This is a genomic window from Streptomyces sp. NPDC034111, assembly GCF_055575375.1.
In genome coordinates this window covers 631,808-649,094 of record NZ_JBVIST010000002.1, presented here as the reverse complement: position 1 = coordinate 649,094, position 17,287 = coordinate 631,808, and the positions used below count along the sequence as shown (strand labels likewise).

Below are 17,287 nucleotides of genomic sequence, written 5' to 3'. Positions count from 1 at the left end.
TTGGGCCTTCCTTAAGGGGACGGACCGTGATCAGTCGGTGTCGAGGCCGTCGATCAGGCGGTTGAGGAACCGGGTGAATGTGGCCTCGGCGGCGAGGGGGCGGCCGGGGGCGGAGAGCGCTTCGGCGAGCTCCGGGTGGTTGCCGTCCGCGGCGACCGCGGCGAGGTAGCGGGCCTCCGCCGCGGCCCGCTCGGGCGAACGAGCGGCTGCGGTCTGCGCGATCTCGTGGCCGACGTGCCCGGCCACGAACCCGGTGAGCTGGGCGAAGATCTCCAGCTTCGCCGCGCCGTCCAGCCCGGTGGGCCGCAAGGCGGTCAGTGCGCGTTCCAGGAAGGCCAGGGCGTTGGGGCCGGGTGTCCGGCGGGTGGTCAGGGTGGCGGGCAGCCAGGGGTGCCGCAGCATGAGGGTGCGCTGGAGGTGGGCGAGGGCCTTCAGGTCGGTGCGCCAGTCGCCGGTCAGGGCGTCCGTGAGCGGCAGTTCCCCACTGACGTGGTCCACCATCAGCTCCAGCAGCGTCTCCTTGTCGGGGGCGTAGCTGTAGAGCGACATGACTCCGGCCCCGACCTGTGCGGCCACCCGCCGCATGGTGACCGCGTCGAGCCCTTCCGCGTCTGCCAGGGCGACGGCTGCCGCGGTGATCGCCTCGCGGCTGAAGGCGGGTCTGCGCCCCCTCCGGGGCCGGGTGGCAAGCCAGAGCTCCTGGGGGTCGACGCCCATGGCGCCGGCCTCGCCCTCTCGGGTCACGATCTTCGTACTCCCTCTCTCGCCGCTGCGGGCGGTTGCCGAGGCCATCCAAGCATCGACTATTCTCGTACGCCGTACGTAAATGGTCGCATCGCCGGTGAACCACCAGTCGGATCCACCGGTGAACCACCAGTGGAGGGGAACGATGACGACACCCACCCGCGGCACCACGCCGAAGCCGGCCTGGACACCGCCTTCCGGAAAGCCGCCGCTGTCCTCCCGGATGATGCGGGCGACCTGGCGCAACCTCCCCGCCAAACGGCACGACGTCGGCTGGGAGCCGGGCCTGCTGGTCCCGGCCGCCGACGGCAGCCCGTTGCGTACGGACCACTACTTCCCTCGCGCGGAGGGCGACTTCCCCACGCTCCTCGTACGCTCGCCCTACGGCAGGGGCGTGCCGTGGTCACCCATGTACGGCATGCTCTTCGCCGAACAGGGCTTCCACGTCGTCCTCCAGAGCTGCCGCGGCACCGGCGGCTCGGGCGGCCGGCTCGACCTGTGGCGCAACGAGGCCGCCGACGGCCGGGCCACGGTGTCCTGGCTGCGGGAGCAGCCCTGGTTCCACGGCGTACTGGGCACGGTCGGTCCCAGTTACCTCGGTTATGTGCAATGGGCGCTCGCCCTCGATCCGCCGCCGGAGCTGAAGGCGATGGTGGTGCAGGTCGGCATGCACGATCCCCATGCCTTCTTCCACGGGGGCGGTGCACTGCACCTGGAGAACGCGCTCGCCGTCGGCGCCGGGATGACGTACCAGCACCAGGGGGTACTGCCCCTCGTGAGGGCGACGCTGCGGCTGAAGCGCCGGCTGCGCGACATCACCACCGCGCGGCCGCTGCGCAGGGCGTATGTGCCTGCCCTTGGAGAAGTGCCCTGGCTGGACGGTGTGATGACGCGACCGGACGCCGACGACCCGTACTGGGACGGCACGTTCGTGGGGGCGGCGGCGGACGGACTGAGCGTGCCCACCGCGCTGATCGCCGGGTGGCACGATGCCCTGGCCGACCAGACCTTCGAGCAGTACGGCCGGCTGCGTCGGGCCGGCTGCGAAACCGCCCTGCTCGTCGGACCCTGGACCCATACCTCCGCGATGCAACAGGGCTGGCCCGAGGTGTTCGCGGAGAGCCTGGCCTGGCTGCGCGCGCACCTGTGTGACGACCCCTCCGGCCTGCGCCCCACCGAAGTGCGCGTACACGTCGGCGGTGAGAACGCGTGGCGGGACCTCGACGACTGGCCGTTGTCCCCGGTTGCCGTCACGTCATGGTTCCCCACCCCGGACGGGCATCTCACCCAGCAGGCCCCCACGGAGTCCGCACTGCTGGCGTCCTTCCGCTACGACCCGGACGCCCCCACCCCGTCCGTCGGCGGCCGGCTGCTCTCCCCCGGTGCGGGACCCCGCGACAACCGTGCCCTGGAAGCACGGGAGGACGTCCTGACGTTCACCGGCCCGCCGCTGACCGAGCCCGTGGACGTCCTCGGTCCGGTCTCCGCGCGCCTGAGCGTCTCCACGGACACCGGACACGCCGACGTCTTCACCCGCCTGTGCGACGTGGACCCCGAAGGCCGTTCCACCAACGTCTGCGACGGACTGGCACCGCTGCGCACGGTGGGCCAGGCGGCCTCGGAGCTCACCGTACCGATGAGCTTCACCGCCCACCGCTTCGCCGCCGGCCACCGTATGCGCTGGCAGATCAGCGGCGGTGCCCATCCGCGCTTCCCCCGCAACCCCGGCACCGGGGAGTCACCGGTCGACGCAACCGACTTCCTGCCGATACGTCTCACGCTCCACGCGGACTCCGCCTTGGTGCTTCCTCGGTGACGCCCTGTTGACGCATGCCTGTGGCCAGTGCTTCGGCCCTTAGGCGCGATCTCCTCGCCATGAGCTCAAGCCCATGAGCTCAAGCCCATGAGCTCAACGCCATGAACCCATCGGCTTGAACTCATCGGCATGACCTGAGGGGCAGGGTCAGATGAGGGTCAACTGGGTTGGCTCAGGGGTGGGGTTGGCTGTCCCCTCCGGTGTGGGGGCCGGGTCCGGTTCCGGGATCGGGGCCGGCGGCTGGAGTCGGCGGTGTTCGCCCGGTTGGGCCGGGCCGATGCCGTACTCGGTGGCGAGTTCGTGGACCTGGCGGGTGATCCGGCGCTGGTACCACTTGGGGGCGTAGGCGCCGTCCGCGTACATCGTTGCGTAGCGCCGTACGAGATGCGGGTGGTGCCGGCTCAGCCAGGCCATGAACCATTCCCGGGCGCCGGGCCGCAGATGCAGGACGAGCGGGGTGACGGAGCCTGCGCCGGCCTCCGCGATGGCCCGGACCGTGGCCCGCAGCTGGTCAGGCGCGTCGCCGAGGAAGGGGATCACCGGCGCCATCAGGACTCCGCACGGAATGCCGTGCGCGGTGAGCGTGCGCACCACGTCCAGCCGGCGTTCCGGTGCCGGGGTGCCGGGCTCGACCGTGCGCCACAGCTCGTGGTCCAGGAAGCCGACGGAGACCGAGATGCCGATGTCGGTGACCTCGGCGGCCTGCCGGAGCAGGTCCAGGTCGCGCAGGATCAGCGTGCCCTTGGTGAGGATCGAGAAGGGGTTGGCGTGGTCGCGCAGGGCCGTGAGGATGCCGGGCATCAGGCGGTAGCGGCCCTCGGCGCGCTGGTAGCAGTCGACGTTGGTGCCCATCGCTATGTGGTCACCGCGCCAGCGGCGCCCGGCCAGCTCGCGACGGAGCAGTTCGGGGGCGTTGACCTTCACCACGATCTGCGAGTCGAAGCCGAGGCCGGTGTCCAGGTCGAGATAGCTGTGTGTCTTGCGGGCGAAGCAGTAGACGCAGGCGTGGCTACAGCCGCGGTAGGGGTTCACCGTCCATTCGAACGGCATCCGGGAGGCGCCCGGCACCCGGTTGACGATCGAGCGGGCGCGCACCTCGTGGAAGGTGATCCCACGGAATTCGGGGGTGTCGATCGTCCGGCTGACGACGTCCGTGCCGAACAGCGCGGAGGAGCTTTCACCCAGATTGTCCCAGCGCATGGGGTCTCCTTCTGTGTCTCGACGAGCCCCCTCCGCGATAATAGAACAAGTGTTCCCTTGTGAGGTATCGGCCCTGGATTTTGGGCGTGCCGCACAGGGGTGGTTGGCTTGGCGCGCATCGCAGGACCGGCAGCCGACTACTGGAGGAAGACACACATGGGTCAGGTCGAGGCCATCACGCAGCGCGAGATCGCGGCGGACCCGGCGAGCGTGTTCGACGCGCTCGCCGACTACGCCGGTACGCGCCGGCAGCTGCTGCCCGAGCACTTCAGTGAGTACGAGGTCCGCGAAGGCGGCGACGGCAAGGGCACGCTCGTCCACTGGAAGCTCCAGGCCACGAGCAAGCGGGTGCGCGACTGTCTGCTGGAGGTCGACGAGCCGACCGACGGCCAGCTGGTGGAGAAGGACCGCAACTCCTCCATGGTGACCACCTGGGTCGTCACGCCGGCCGGCGAGGGGCGCGCCAAGGTCGTGGTCACCACCACGTGGAAGGGCGCCGGCGGGGTCGGCGGCTTCTTCGAGAAGACCTTTGCGCCCAAGGGGCTCGCCCGGATCTACGACGCGCTCCTGGCCAACCTCGCGGCTCACGTGGAGAAGTGACCTGCCGTCACGTCCGTCACCCTGGGTGTATGACCTCACACTCACCGGTTCGGGTGGTTTCCGGCGGACCTGAGTGTGCGGCCCGCCGGAGCGGTTCTGTACGGAAAGCCCTGATGGGAGCCCAAGGGGCGCTCGGCGCAAGGCACTTGACGTCCGGCCCCACCCCGCTCCTCCCCATTCGCCGCGCTTGATCGCTGTTGTCGCCCAATGCGAGAAATTGGGCGGCAACAGGCGTGGCGAGGGGAGCAGCACGTGGGCGGGACCACTCTGAGCGAGCGGACCGGGCGGACCGGTCTGCCCGTATCCGGCGCGGCGACGGCTCCGGCCGTCGGTGACAGGCCCGGCAGGTCCGAGGGGCCCGGCCGGTTCGAGGGGCCTGGGAAGTTCGAGGGGCCTGGGAAGTTCGAGGGGCCCGGGAAGTTTGAAGGGGCCGGGGAGTTCGAGGGGCCCGGGGGGTTCGAGGGGCCCGGGGGGTTCGAGGGGCCTCGTGGTGGGGCCGAAGCGGCCGAGCGGTATGAGTGGTCGGGGGACGGCGGGGCATCGGTGCCCGTCCCGCGCCGCGTTCGGATGGTCCTTCCCGGTCTGCTGCTGACGATGCTGCTAGCGGCCCTCGGCCAGACCGTCGTCGCCACCGCGCTGCCGAAGATCGTCGGTGAGCTGCACGGCCTGAGCGCGATGTCCTGGGCGGTCACCTCCTACCTCCTCGCCTCGGCGCTCGGCCTGCCGGTGTACGGCAAGCTCGGCGATCTCTTCGGCCGCAAGCCGGTCTTCCTCCTCGCGATCCTGGTCTTCACCGTCGGCTCGGTGCTGGCCGGCTGGTCGCACACCATGGCCGAACTGGTCGTCTTCCGGGCCGTCCAGGGCATCGGCGGCGGTGGGCTCATGATCGGCGTGCAGGCGATCCTCGCCGAGGTCGTACCGCCCCGGGCCCGCCGGCGCTCCACGGGCCTGCTCGGCGCCGCCTTCGGGCTCGCCTCGGCGGCCGGGCCGCTCGTCGGGGGGCTCTGCGCCGACCACGCCTCCTGGCGCTGGTGCTTCTACCTCAATGTCCCCTGCGGCGTGCTGGCCTTCCTCGTCATCGCCTTCGCCCTCAAGCTGCCGCGGCCCACCGGGCGCCGCAAACTGGACGTCGCCGGGGCGCTGCTGCTCGCCGCGTTCTCCACCTGCGTTGTGCTGCTGGCGAGTTGGGGCGGCAGCGAGTACGCCTGGAACTCGCGGGTCGTCCTCGGACTCGGTGCCGGCGCGCTCGGCACCGCACTGCTCTTCCTCGCCGTCGAGTACTTCGCCGCCGAACCGCTCATCCCGCTACGGCTGTTCCGCGACGCGGTCTTCAACGTCACCGGCCTGATCGGCGCCGCCGTGGGACTCGCGCTCTTCGGCACCGCGAACTATCTGCCGACCTTCCTCCAGATGGCCGACGGTGCCTCGGCCACCCAATCCGGGCTGCTGATGCTGCCGTTGACGAGCGGGCTCGTGCTCGGGTCCGTCGTCTCCGGCCGGCTGATCGGCCGCACCGGGCACTACAAGATCCTCCCCGTCCTCGGCTGTGCGGTGGCCGCGGTGGGGATGTGGCTGCTGACCCGGCTGCAACACGACACCCCCCGCGAGGCCTTCAGCCTCTGGACGGGCGTCCTGGGTCTCGGCCTCGGCGGTGTCCTGCCGGTGCTGGTGCTCGCCGTGCGGAACTCCGTACGCCGCTCCGACCTCACCACCGCGACCAGCGCCCACACCTGCTTCCGGCACCTCGGCGGCAGCATCGGCACGGCCCTCTTCGGCGCCCTCCTCGCCGACCGGCTGGCCCACCGGCTCGGTGACCGGCTGCCCGACCCGGAGTCGATCACCCCGCAGCTGGTGCGCGCGCTGCCCGCCTCGCTGCGCGACAGCTATGTCGCCGCCTATGTACATGCCATGCCGGGGATCTTCCTGTACCTCGTGCCGGTGCTCGTCCTGGGCTTTCTGCTCGCCTTCTTCCTGAAAGAGAACCCACTGGTGTCCCACGCCTCTCCCGCCTCCCAGGCCTCCCCGACCTCGCATCCGCCGTACGGCGACGCGGCCGAAACCGCCGGCGTGCCCCAGGCCCGCTCCGCCGCCGCCCCGTCGGCCATGAACTCCCGTCTCAACGGCTCCGCCTACTCCCGGGCGAACCCCCATGCCGCCGGTCACGCGGGCGTCCCCGTCTGCGGCACCGTCCAGCACCATGACGGCTCCATCGTGCCCCGCGCCGCGCTCACCCTGATCGATGTCGCCGGCCGGCAGATCGGCCGCGGCGCCACCGGCGAGGACGGGCGGTATGCGCTGAGCACGCCGGGCGTCGGCTCGTATGTGCTCATCGCGGCGGCCGGCGGGCACCAGCCGCAGGCCGTCAGCGTCACCGTCGGCGAACGCCCGGTCGAGCTGGATGTGGTGCTCGGCGGCGCCGGACGCCTCGCGGGCACCGTCACGACTGCCGACGGCACCCCCGTACGCGATGCCATGGTCACCCTCACCGACGTACGCGGCGAGGTCGTGGCGACCACCCGCAGCGGGCGCGAAGGCGGCTATGTCATCGGGGAGTTGGTGGCCGGCGAGTACACCCTGGCCTCCAGCGCCCCGGCGTACCGGCCGGCCGCGCTGCCCGTCACGGTCCAGGCGGCCCGGGAGACCCGGCAGGACATCGAACTCGCCGGCGGTGCGGTGCTGCGCGGCACCGTACGGGCCGGTGGCGGCCGGCCCGTCGAGGACGCCCGGGTGACCCTCCTGGACGCCGCCGGCAATGTCGTTGACACCGCGACCACCGGACCCGACGGGCTGTTCCGCTTCGTGGACCTGTCGGCCGGTGAGTACACCGTGATCGCCGCCGGATACCCGCCGGTGGCCACCGTCCTCCAGGTGGCGGGCGGCGGGCGTACCGAACGCGACCTCCAGTTGGGCCACGAGGACTGAGCGCACACCGTCGGGCGCGGCGGCCGGCGGACCCGATGGACGGACGGACCACCCGTTCGGCCTCTTCCGGGAATGCCGCCCGCCGCACCGCCGCGCGCCCGTACCGTGGTGGGGGTGGTGCAAGATCGGGGTACGAAGGAGCAGCCGCCCATGGAGCGTCCGTCGAACGGCGCCGGCAGGTCCGATGCGGCACCCGGCGGGGCCGGGCCACGGGGCGCGGTGCCCGGACGGATTCCGCTTGCCGTCGTGGTGGTGGACGCGGACGGCCGGATCTCCCACTGGAGCAGCGGCGCCCGCAGACTCTTAGGACCCACCCGCGAGGAGGCGGTGGGCGCCCCCGCCGTCGATCTGCTGCCGGTCACCGGCGCACTCGGCGACGGGGAGTGGAACGGACTCGCGGGTGGACCTCCGGACGGCCTCGGGGAAGCCGACGGCCCCGGTCTGGAGGCCTCGTTGGGCGGCCATACGGGCTACCCCACGGCCGGCCGGGCCCGGATGGCCACCGGCGGAACGGGGCCGGTGGACCTGCTGTGGTGGGCCTACCCCCTGGTCGGCCCCGGAGACGGACGGATCCTCGTACTCGCCGCGGACGCCGGCCGGTTGCACGGTGCGGACGAAGAACAGGGCGGGCACGGCGAGCAGGGTGAAGGCAGTGGCGGGCGCGAGCGGTTCGCGCCCGCCTTTGCGTTGCACACCGATTTCCCCGGCGGTGCGGAGCTCGCCCGCCGGCTGCCGGAGATCCTGCCGAGCATGAGCCCCCAGGACAGCGCCCGGATCGTCGCCCAGGTACTGGAACTGGGTTATCCCGTACTGGAGATCAGCCGGCAGCAGCGCTTCCCGGTGACCCCGGACTGGGGCGTACCACGCCGCGTCGAGCGCCGCACCCGGCTGCTGCGGACGGCGAACGCGGTCGAGGACGACCCGCAGGCGGCCGCCGCGGCCGCCGCCGAGCTGGCCTCCGACCTCGAATACGCCGCGGTCCGCGAGCGGCTGGAGTTCCTCAACGAGGTCAGCGGGCGGATCGGTTCCTCGCTCGACCTGGCCCGGACGATCCAGGAGGTCAGCGCGGCCGTCGTACCGCGCTTCACCGATGTCGCCGGTACGTACCTGCGCGAACAGGTCCTGGCGGGTGAGGGCTTCCCCGACGGGCCTCCGGACGCCACGACGATGTGGCACCGCGTCGCGGTCGAGCACAACGACGAGCCGGGGCGCTGGGACGATGTCGTCCCGGTCGGGGAGTCCATGCCGTTCCCCGTCCACACCCCGTTCTTCCAGTGCATGACCACCGGGCAGCCCGTCCTCGTGCCGCGGATCAGCGACGAGATGGGCAACGCCATCGCGGCACAGTTCGAGAAGCGGGACATCAGCCCGCTGATCAACCGCCGCTCCTTGCTGGTCGTACCGCTCAAGGCGCGCAACGTCGTACTGGGCTTCATGATCCTGCTGCGCCACCCGGAGCGTACCGAGTTCAACGACATGGACCGGGTGACCGGCGCCGAACTGGCCGCCCGGGCCGGGCTGGTCCTCGACAACGCCCGGATGTACACGTACCAGGAGAACGTCGCCGAAACGCTCCAGGACAGCATGCTGCCGCAGATCGCACCGCGGATGGCCGGCTGTGACACCGCCACCCGCTATCTGCCGGGCACCCGCCTCGGCCGGGTCGGCGGTGACTGGTTCGACACCATCAAGCTGCCCGGCTCCCGCACCGCACTCGTCGTCGGCGACGTGATGGGGCACGGCCTCAACTCCGCAGCGATGATGGGCCAGTTGAGAACAGCCGTCCAGACCATGGCGGCCATCGACCTGCCCCCGGCGCAGCTGCTGCGCAGCCTGGACGACCTCGCCCAGCGGCTCGGCGAGGGCTACCTCGCGACCTGTCTGTACGCGGTCTACGACCCGATCGGCCGGCGGCTGACGCTCGCCAACGCCGGGCATGTCCCGCCCGTCCTGGTGCGCGCCGCGGACGGCCGCAGCCGGCTGCTGGAGCTGCCGACGGGGGCGCCGATCGGGGTGGGCGGGGTGCCGTTCGAGGCGGTGACGGTGCCGGTGGAGCCCGGTGACCGTCTCGTGCTGTGCACCGACGGCCTGGTGGAGGTGCGCGGCAAGGACATCGGGGTGGGCCTCGCCGCGCTCGCCGAGTCCGCCGCGCACCCGGCGGCCTCCATGGACGACGCCTGCGACGCCATCATCCGGGCGCTGAACGTCACCGACGACCGCAAGGACGATGTGGCGCTGCTGATGGCGCGGCTCAACGGCATCGCACCGGACGCGGTCGCCGAATGGCGGCTGGCCATCGAACCCGAAGCGGTCGGCCGGGCCAGGGAGCTGGTGGGCCGGCAGCTCACCGATTGGGGGCTGGCCTCGTCCGTCGAGACGGCTCGGCTGCTGGTCAGCGAGGTCGTCACCAACGCCGTACGGCATGCGCACACCCAGCATGTGGTGCTGCGCCTGGTGCGCACCGACGCGCTGCTGTGCGAGGTCTCGGACGATGACCATGCGCTGCCGCAGCTGCTGAGCGCGGGCCCCGAGGACGAGTACGGCCGCGGGCTGCGGGTGGTGAGCCGGCTGGCGCGGGAGTGGGGCACCAGCCGTACGGCCTCCGGCAAGACGGTCTGGTTCGAACAGTCGCTGCCGCGTGCGCCGCGAACCGGGCGCACCGGACCTGGGCGGCCGCCCCGGGCGTAAAGCACTTGCCGTGGGCGTCAGGCGGTGACAAGGATCGCGCCATGCCCGCCTTCACCGCGCCCGACGGAACCCCACTCGCCTACCGCCTCGTGGGGGAGGGCGAACCGCTGGTCTGTCTCCCCGGTGGGCCCATGCGTGCGTCCGCCTACCTCGGGGACCTCGGCGGCCTGTCGCGGCACCGCCGACTGGTCCTGCTCGACCTGCGGGGCACCGGCGACTCCGGCCTCCCCGCCGATCCGGCGACCTACCGCTGCGACCGGCAGGTCGCCGATGTCGAGGCGCTGCGCGCCCACCTCGGCCTGGAGCGCATCGATCTGCTTGCGCACTCCGCAGCCGGCGATCTCGCCCTCCTCTACGCAGTCCGGCACCCGCAGCGCCTCCGCACCCTCACGTTGATCACCGCCCGGGCGCGCGCCCTGGGCGTGGACTTCACCCTGGAACACCGCCGGGAGGCGGCCGCCCTGCGCACCGCCGAGCCATGGTTCACGGCCGCGCGGGACGCCTTTGAAGCCCTCTGGACCGGCACCGCGACCGACGCCGACTTCGATGCCGCCGCCCCGTTCTTCTACGGCCGTTGGGACGCCGCCGCCCAGGCGCACGCCGCCTCCGAGGTGGCACAGACCAACGAACCGGCAGCGGACCGCTACGCCGCCCCGGGCGCCTTCGCCCCTGCCGCGGCCCGCGCCGCCCTCGCCGCACTGGACGCCCGGGTCCTGCTCCTCGCGGGCGAGTGGGACAGCGGCCCGCTGCCCCGTATCGCCGCCGATATCGCGGCACTGTTCCCCAGGGCCGAACTGACCGTCCAGCCGTCCGCCGGCCACTTCCCCTGGCTCGACGACCCCGCCCGCTTCTCGGGGACCGTGGCGGCCTTCCTCGCCCAGGGCGCCCTTGCGGGCGATCATCCGCGGGCGTAGCAATGGGGCCATGACCGCATGGAACCGCGCTGGGCAGGCATGGGAAGGCTTCTGGCGCGATGCGCCGGCCGGCCGGGGCGGGGTCTTCTGGGACGCCGAGCCCTCGCTGACCGCCGAGCTCCATCTCCGTTACTTCGCACCGCACTTCGACGCCGGGCTGCCGCTGGTCGATCTGGGCTGCGGCAACGGCACCCAGACCCGCTGGCTGGCGGGCCGCTGCCCGCGAACCCTCGGCATCGACCTCTCCCCGGCGGCGATCGGGCGCGCACGGGCCGAGGGCCCGCGGGGCGCGGCCGAATTCCGGGCGCTGGACGCCACCGACAAGGTGGCGATCGACGCGCTGCACGGCGAACTGGGCGACGCCAACATCTATCTACGGGGCGTACTGCACCAGTGCACCCCCGAGGACCGCGCCCGGATCGTGGCCCATATCGCCGTCCTGCTCGGCTCCCGGGGCCGGGTCTTCGCCGTCGAGCCGGCCGAGTCGGCCAAGGACGTCCTGAGGTCGCTGGCCCAGCGCCCCGGCGGCCCGCCGGCGAAGCTGCGGGCGGTCCTCGCGCACGGCATCGCGCCCGGGGAGATGGCCGATACGGAGGTCCCCGAACTGCTGACGGCGTTCGGCTTGCGGGTCGTCGACGGCGGACAACTTCCGCTGTACACCAATGAGTTCGCCACGGACGGGGCGCGGATCGCGCTGCCGACGAACTGGGTGGTGGCGGGGGCGGCCGGACAGTGTGGGGGAGCGGCGCGGGAGGAGCCTCGCGCACGATCCGGCGAAGGCCACGGCACGGGCGCGGACGCCCCGCAACGCCACGGTGGAGGTGCGGCCGGAGGCGTCCCGGGCGCTCAACGGCGGGTGTCCGGAGCGGAGCGGTGAGCGGGTGGGGGCGTTTCTCCGGGAGGCCGGCCGGTCCGGAACCGCAGCCGGGTGATGAGTGGGCGGTCGCCGCGGAGCAGCGGCAGGGTCCCGGCGCGGGGCGCGAGGTAGCCGAGGACGCCGCGGCCCGCCGGGAGCGGGACGTCGGCCACATCGATGATCGCCGGATGGGCGGCGCGCAGCAGATCCCGTTCGTGCGCGTCCATGCCCCAGGCCATCGGGGGCAGGCGGTGGCCGCCGGGCCCCTTGGCGCCGGCGCGGGTCCGGGCGCTGAAGCGCCGCGAGACGGTGTCGAACACCATCGTGCCGCCGGGGAAGGCCTCGGCGCAGGCGGCGATCAGCCGGGTCGCCTGTGCGCGTTGCAGATACATCAGCAGACCCTGGGCGGTCACCAGGACCCCGTGGGAGGCATCGATGCCCGCCAGCCAGTCGCTGTCGCGCACATCGCCGACGACGAGCCGCTGCCGCGCGCCGTGGGGCAGTACGCGCCCCCGCACCGCCAACGGGCCGCTCAGATCGACGCTGACCCACTGGGCGCGGCCGTTGTCCACCCGCCAGAACTGGGTCTCCAGGCCCTCGCCGAGTGCGATCACCGTGCCGTCCGGGCGGGCGGCGAGGAAGTCGCGTACCACGCGGTCGAACCCGAGGGCGCGCAGCGCCATGGCCTGTGCCACCCAGGGGCGGACGGCGCCCAGCCGCTCCCGGAAGGGGAAGTCCATCCCGGCGACGAGCTGTACGGCACGGGGGTCGGGCAGCACCGTGTCGGGGCGGGCGGCCTCGGCGGCCCGGTGGTAGAGGGTCCACAACGCCGTTTCGGGAACTCCCGTGAGGTCTGCCTCGCTCATGCGGCGTTGATATCGCCGTTCCGTGGCCCGTGGGGGCGATCGACGTGCCGGTCACTCGGGCGAGTGCATAGTCGTACCGCGGTAAATGTCCTTACGGCGCCCGTCAGTTGTCCAGAGCGGAGGGCAACGGGGCGCCCGTCAGGGGGACTTCGGTGCTAGAGGGAGACACCCCCTAAGGGGAGTGGTGGGTGTCAGCGCCGGAGGTCGCGGTGTATGACCCGGGCGGCGCTCTCGACGGTCGCCACCCCGTCGTGCATGGTCCGGCTTCCGGTGGAGAGCACGGCCATGCCGTAGTCGTGGCCGTGGCCGGTGAAGGTGCCGACGCTGTTCACCCGCCAGCCGTGGGTCTTCCGCGGCAGCCAGCCGTTCTTGACGTGCACGGTCGCGTCGGCCGGGGCGCCGGCGGGGGCTCCCCAGCGCTGGTCGGGGGCGACCCGGTGCATCAGGTCGAGGGCGTAGCCGCGGGAGGCCGGGGCGAGCACGGGGTTGTCCGTCGTGAGCAGCTGCATCAGCGTGAGCTGGTCGGTGGCGGTGATCTGGGTGAGGCCCCAGGCGCCGCCCCGGCCGGGGACGGTGTGCCGCATCTCGGCCAGGGTGAGGAAGTGCTGGACCGCGCCGGGACCGAGCCGGTGCCACAGCGTGGAGGTCGCGGCGTTGTCGGACTTGGTGATCATGGCGGTGGTCAGCTTGACCTCGTGCGGCGTCAGCTTGCGGTGCGTCTCCTCGGCCTGCCGCAGCAGTGCTCCGAGCACCGTGACCTTCACCACACTCGCCGAGTCGAAGTGGGAGCCCGCCTTGAACTCGCAGTGCGTCCCGGTGCGCCGGTCGTAGACGGCCAGCGCCGAGGCGCCCGGACGGTCGTCGAGGGCTTCGGCGAGGTCGTGGGAGAGCGCGGGGGCCAGGCCCGGCTTCTTCGAGGTGCATACGACCTGTGCGCCGTTCACCGGCGTGCTGGCGGTGCTGGCCGAGGCCGAGGTGGCCGTGGTGAGCACCGTGAGCAGCGATCCGGCAGCCACGGCCGCGGCCAGCCCGCGCCGCGTCCAGGTCGATATGCGTGTTCCGTGCATGAAAGTGGACGATACGTGGCACGGCTGCGGTCACCCCGGAAGAGCAGGGCGCTTTGTCCGTATTTGGGGGGCTGGTCGCTGTGTGAGATTCGCCAAACCGGACCGGCCCGGACCCGGCGTTTTCCAGCGCTTCTGGCGGGAGACACCCCCTAGGGCCGTGGCAGCGGGCGGCGCTGCCTGGGGACGGTCCGGCGGCGGCGGTCCACGGCCGCGCGCCGGTGGCGGGCGCTCGCGATCAGTCGCCGGCTGCGCAGCGCCATCTCGATCTCGAAGCGGGTCCGTGGATCGCGCAGCCGGGCGCCGAACAGCTTCTCCAGCTGTCGCATCCGGTAGCGCACGGTCTGCGGATGGATGCTCAGCGCCTTGGCCACCTCCGGCGCCCCCATCCCGCCCAGCCACGCCAGCAGGGTGGCCTCCAGACGCTCGCAGCGCTCCGGCGACAGCCCCGCGAGGGGGCGGAGGCGGCGGGCGATCAAGGTGCGGGCCAGTGACTCGTCCTGGAGGAGGACGAGGGAGGAGAGGTGATCGTCGACGAACATCACTCCGGCCTCGGGACCGTCGTGCACGGCCGCCAGGTCCAGCAGCTGCGATGCGGCGCGTGCGGACGCGGCGGCGTCCTGCGCCGGTACGGCGTGCCCGACCGCGGCGGCCCGATGGCGCAGTACGCCCTTGAGCCGGGCCCGGCCTTCGGGGCCCTCGGCGAGCTCGCCGGGGATCAGCAGGCCGGGTGCTTCGTCCGGCGCGCTGACGAGGCAGTCGCCGAGCGCGGACGCAACGAGGTGGATGTCGGTGTCGGTGCGCAGCATGACCGCACGCACGGTCTCGGGCAGGGGGCGGCCGCTGCGCAGTACGTCCGCGATCAGCCGGGTGACCTGGGCGTGGGCGCCGTGTTCGAGGAGTTCCCGGAAGCGCGGATTGCGCTCGCAAAGAGATTGCGCGATCAGCTCGGTCAGGCGGGAGAGGTGTTCGTCGTCGCTGTCGGGCCGCACGCCATCGGGCTGCGTTAACCAGACGCCGTTGACTGCTTTGCTCATATTTCTGCCTCTGTCTCATCCTGTGGGAGGCCGGTCCGGGATGTTCTACCTCACCTGGCAAGTGCCGTCGGCAGCTGACAGATGTCTGTCGGTACCCGGTCAGAATACTGGCGGAAGTCCTTCCGCTTTGCGACAGAAACTGTGTGGGATGCTGCGCCACACGAACGTTCCAGGCTCTTCTCGCCGTCAGCGCGGCGGTGTTGCGGGCCAACGGAGCGGTCCTGGAGGCTGCTGGACGGGGCGTCATGTCTAAGGGTCTGCCTAGGGTGGGGAGTACGTTCGACGCCTCGAAACTGTTGTGAACGAGTGTTGTCGGGAATCGTGCGTACCACCTCCTAGCTGCGATAGGACTGGTGAATGTGAAGATCCTCATCTCCGCCGACATGGAGGGCGCCACCGGCGTGACCTGGCCGGCGGACGTGCTGCCCGGTACGCCACAGTGGGAGCGCTGCCGCCCCATGTTCACGTCCGACGTGAATGCGGCGATCGCCGGCTTCTTCGACGGCGGCGCCGACGAGGTGCTGGTCAACGAGGCGCACTGGTCGATGCGCAATCTGCTGCTGGAACAGCTCGACGAGCGGGCGCAGATGCTCACCGGCAAGCACAAGTCGCTGAGCATGGTCGAGGGTGTCCAGCACGGCGACGTCGACGGCATCGCCTTCGTCGGCTACCACACCGGGGCCGGCACCGAGGGCGTCCTCGCGCACACCTACCTCGCCAACTCGCTCACCGGCGTCTGGGTCGACGGCACCCGCGCGAGCGAGGGCCACCTCAACTCCCTTGTGGTGGCCGAGTACGGCGTGCCCGTGGTGCTGGTCACCGGTGACGACCGCACCTGCCAGGACGCACGGGGCTACGCCCCGCAGGCGCCCGCGGTGGCGGTCAAGGACTATGTCTCGCGCTATGCGGCGGTCTGCCGGCCACCGGCACGTACCGCCGCCGACATCCGGGCCGCGGCCTGCAAGGGTGCGGCGCTGGCGGTCCGTCATGAACCGGCGCGGCAGGGCCCGTTCCGCTTCGAGTTGGAGTTCGACGCCGAGCATCTGGTGGGCGCCGCGACCTGTGTGCCCGGCGTGGAGCGCAGCGGGGAACGTCGCGTCGCGTATACCAGTCAGAACATGTACGAAGCCATCCGGTGCTTCAAGACGGTCACCACCGTCGTGTCATCGGCCGTGGAGGAAGAGTATGGCTGAGGTCGCAAAGGCCGCGGAGCCCGGCGCCGGACCCGGTGCCGGACCGGACCAGCAGGCGCTGGACGAGGTGGTCCGCTTCACCTCCGAGCTGATCCGGATCGACACCAGCAACGCCGGTGACGGCGCCTGCCAGGAACGGCCGGCCGCCGAGTACGTCGCCGAGCGGCTGGCCGGGGCCGGCCTCGAACCGGTGCTGCTGGAACGCAGCAAGGGCCGGACGAATGTGGTCGCCCGGATCGAGGGCACCGATCCCGCGGCCGATGCCCTGCTGGTCCACGGCCATCTGGACGTGGTGCCCGCCGAGCCCGCCGACTGGAGCGTGCACCCCTTCTCCGGCGAGGTCCGCGACGGGGTGGTCTGGGGCCGGGGCGCCATCGACATGAAGAACATGGACGCCATGGTGCTGGCGACCGTACGGCAGTGGGCGCGCAGCGGAGTACGGCCCCGGCGGGACCTCGTGCTGGCCTTCACCGCCGATGAGGAGGCCAGCGCCGTCGACGGCTCGGGCTTCCTGGCCGACCGGCACGCCGGCCTCTTCGACGGCTGCACCGAAGGCATCAGCGAGTCCGGCGCATTCACCTTCCACGCCGGCGGGAAGCGGCTGTACCCGGTCGCGGCGGGGGAGCGCGGTACGGCCTGGCTGAAGCTGACCGCCCGGGGCCGGGCCGGACACGGCTCGAAGGTCAACACCGAGAACGCCGTCAGCCGGCTCGCGGCCGCCGTGGCCCGGATCGGAGCCTACGAGTGGCCGGTCCGGCTCACCCCGACCGTACGGGCCGCGCTCCGCGAACTCGCCGCGCTGCACGCCATCGACGTGGACGTCGACTCGCCAGGCCTCGACGTCGATGCGCTGCTCCGCAGGCTCGGCCCGGCCGCCGGACTTGTCCGGCCGACGGTTCGCAACAGCGCCAACCCGACGATGCTGTCCGCCGGTTACAAGGTCAATGTGATCCCGGGCTCGGCGGTCGCCCATATCGACGGCCGGGTGGTCCCCGGCGGCGAGGCGGAGTTCCGTACGACCCTGGACGAGCTCACCGGGCCCGACGTCAGCTGGGACTACCACCACGCCGAGACCGCCCTGGAGGCCCCGGTCGACTCCCCGGCCTTCGCCGCGATGCGGGCCGCGATCGAGCGCTTCGACCCGGACGGCCATGTCGTGCCGTACTGCATGTCCGGCGGCACGGACGCCAAGCAGTTCTCCCGGCTGGGCATCACCGGCTACGGCTTCTCACCGCTCAAACTGCCCGAGGGCTTCGACTACCAGGCGCTCTTCCACGGGGTGGACGAGCGGGTACCGGTCGAGGGGCTGCACTTCGGCGTCCGGGTGCTCGACCACTTCCTGCGCACGGCCTGACGAGGAGGACGCCCGGCCCGGCCGGCGGACGAG

Annotated in this window: 13 protein-coding genes; 8 read left to right on the top strand and 5 right to left on the bottom strand. The window is 72.1% G+C overall.

The features are described 5' to 3' along the window. Positions 1 to 30 precede the first annotated feature (30 nt). Complete coding sequence (locus ACZ55A_RS08615; RefSeq protein ID WP_468836635.1) at positions 31 to 717, bottom strand: TetR/AcrR family transcriptional regulator C-terminal domain-containing protein; 687 nt, start codon at positions 715 to 717, stop codon at positions 31 to 33. A 172-nt stretch (positions 718 to 889) separates the two neighbouring features. On the opposite strand from ACZ55A_RS08615, the gene ACZ55A_RS08610 reads away from it, so the two are divergent. Next, the gene (locus ACZ55A_RS08610) at positions 890 to 2,560 is read left to right on the top strand and encodes a CocE/NonD family hydrolase (protein WP_468836183.1); all 1,671 of its coding nucleotides are present in this window, start codon (positions 890 to 892) and stop codon (positions 2,558 to 2,560) included. A 147-nt stretch (positions 2,561 to 2,707) separates the two neighbouring features. Here ACZ55A_RS08610 and ACZ55A_RS08605 read toward each other — a convergent pair whose 3' ends face one another. Then, positions 2,708 to 3,760, bottom strand: a complete 1,053-nt coding sequence (locus ACZ55A_RS08605) for an Rv2578c family radical SAM protein (RefSeq protein WP_468836182.1) — start codon at positions 3,758 to 3,760, stop codon at positions 2,708 to 2,710. A gap of 156 nt (positions 3,761 to 3,916) precedes the next feature. On the opposite strand from ACZ55A_RS08605, the gene ACZ55A_RS08600 reads away from it, so the two are divergent. From ACZ55A_RS08600 to ACZ55A_RS08580, 5 genes are all read left to right on the top strand, one after another. After that, a complete protein-coding gene (locus ACZ55A_RS08600; RefSeq protein WP_468836179.1) occupies positions 3,917 to 4,360 on the top strand; it encodes an SRPBCC family protein in 444 nt (147 codons plus the stop codon). Between the two features lie 252 nt (positions 4,361 to 4,612). After that, complete coding sequence (locus ACZ55A_RS08595) at positions 4,613 to 7,282, top strand: MFS transporter (RefSeq protein WP_468836177.1); 2,670 nt, start codon at positions 4,613 to 4,615, stop codon at positions 7,280 to 7,282. A gap of 150 nt (positions 7,283 to 7,432) precedes the next feature. After that, positions 7,433 to 9,970: a SpoIIE family protein phosphatase gene (locus tag ACZ55A_RS08590; RefSeq protein ID WP_468836175.1), complete on the top strand. Its 2,538-nt coding sequence runs from the start codon at positions 7,433 to 7,435 to the stop codon at positions 9,968 to 9,970. 41 nt (positions 9,971 to 10,011) lie between these two features. Beyond that, complete coding sequence (locus tag ACZ55A_RS08585) at positions 10,012 to 10,884, top strand: alpha/beta fold hydrolase (RefSeq protein ID WP_468836173.1); 873 nt, start codon at positions 10,012 to 10,014, stop codon at positions 10,882 to 10,884. A 10-nt stretch (positions 10,885 to 10,894) separates the two neighbouring features. After that, entirely contained in the window at positions 10,895 to 11,761 is an 867-nt protein-coding gene (locus ACZ55A_RS08580) for a class I SAM-dependent methyltransferase (protein WP_468836171.1), read from the top strand. Here the strand turns inward: ACZ55A_RS08580 and ACZ55A_RS08575 are convergent. From ACZ55A_RS08575 to ACZ55A_RS08565, 3 genes are all read right to left on the bottom strand, one after another. Continuing rightward, entirely contained in the window at positions 11,731 to 12,606 is an 876-nt protein-coding gene (locus ACZ55A_RS08575; protein ID WP_468836168.1) for a class I SAM-dependent methyltransferase, read from the bottom strand. The two genes, ACZ55A_RS08580 and ACZ55A_RS08575, sit on opposite strands and share 31 nt — an antisense overlap. Before the next feature lie 191 nt (positions 12,607 to 12,797). Beyond that, positions 12,798 to 13,673 carry a serine hydrolase gene (locus ACZ55A_RS08570; protein ID WP_468836166.1) on the bottom strand — a complete coding sequence of 292 codons (876 nt, stop codon included), beginning with the start codon at positions 13,671 to 13,673 and terminating at the stop codon, positions 12,798 to 12,800. Positions 13,674 to 13,822: 149 nt separating this feature from the next. After that, positions 13,823 to 14,707 carry a helix-turn-helix domain-containing protein gene (locus ACZ55A_RS08565; protein WP_468836163.1) on the bottom strand — a complete coding sequence of 295 codons (885 nt, stop codon included), beginning with the start codon at positions 14,705 to 14,707 and terminating at the stop codon, positions 13,823 to 13,825. 359 nt (positions 14,708 to 15,066) lie between these two features. Between ACZ55A_RS08565 and ACZ55A_RS08560 the strand changes: the two genes are divergently transcribed. Then, a complete protein-coding gene (locus tag ACZ55A_RS08560; RefSeq protein ID WP_468836633.1) occupies positions 15,067 to 15,900 on the top strand; it encodes a M55 family metallopeptidase in 834 nt (277 codons plus the stop codon). Then, positions 15,893 to 17,254 carry a M20/M25/M40 family metallo-hydrolase gene (locus tag ACZ55A_RS08555; protein ID WP_468836161.1) on the top strand — a complete coding sequence of 454 codons (1,362 nt, stop codon included), beginning with the start codon at positions 15,893 to 15,895 and terminating at the stop codon, positions 17,252 to 17,254. The genes ACZ55A_RS08560 and ACZ55A_RS08555 overlap by 8 nt, the downstream gene beginning before the upstream one ends. Positions 17,255 to 17,287: the final 33 nt, after the last annotated feature.

Bases quoted from the DNA above. Each gene is read 5' to 3' on its own strand.
- ACZ55A_RS08615 (WP_468836635.1), bottom strand. From the start codon at position 717: ATGGGCGTCGACCCCCAGGAGCTCTGGCTTGCCACCCGGCCCCGGAGG.
- ACZ55A_RS08610 (WP_468836183.1), top strand. From the start codon at position 890: ATGACGACACCCACCCGCGGCACCACGCCGAAGCCGGCCTGGACACCG.
- ACZ55A_RS08605 (WP_468836182.1), bottom strand. From the start codon at position 3,760: ATGCGCTGGGACAATCTGGGTGAAAGCTCCTCCGCGCTGTTCGGCACG.
- ACZ55A_RS08600 (WP_468836179.1), top strand. From the start codon at position 3,917: ATGGGTCAGGTCGAGGCCATCACGCAGCGCGAGATCGCGGCGGACCCG.
- ACZ55A_RS08590 (WP_468836175.1), top strand. From the start codon at position 7,433: ATGGAGCGTCCGTCGAACGGCGCCGGCAGGTCCGATGCGGCACCCGGC.
- ACZ55A_RS08585 (WP_468836173.1), top strand. From the start codon at position 10,012: ATGCCCGCCTTCACCGCGCCCGACGGAACCCCACTCGCCTACCGCCTC.
- ACZ55A_RS08580 (WP_468836171.1), top strand. From the start codon at position 10,895: ATGACCGCATGGAACCGCGCTGGGCAGGCATGGGAAGGCTTCTGGCGC.
- ACZ55A_RS08575 (WP_468836168.1), bottom strand. From the start codon at position 12,606: ATGAGCGAGGCAGACCTCACGGGAGTTCCCGAAACGGCGTTGTGGACC.
- ACZ55A_RS08570 (WP_468836166.1), bottom strand. From the start codon at position 13,673: ATGCACGGAACACGCATATCGACCTGGACGCGGCGCGGGCTGGCCGCG.
- ACZ55A_RS08565 (WP_468836163.1), bottom strand. From the start codon at position 14,707: ATGAGCAAAGCAGTCAACGGCGTCTGGTTAACGCAGCCCGATGGCGTG.
- ACZ55A_RS08555 (WP_468836161.1), top strand. From the start codon at position 15,893: ATGGCTGAGGTCGCAAAGGCCGCGGAGCCCGGCGCCGGACCCGGTGCC.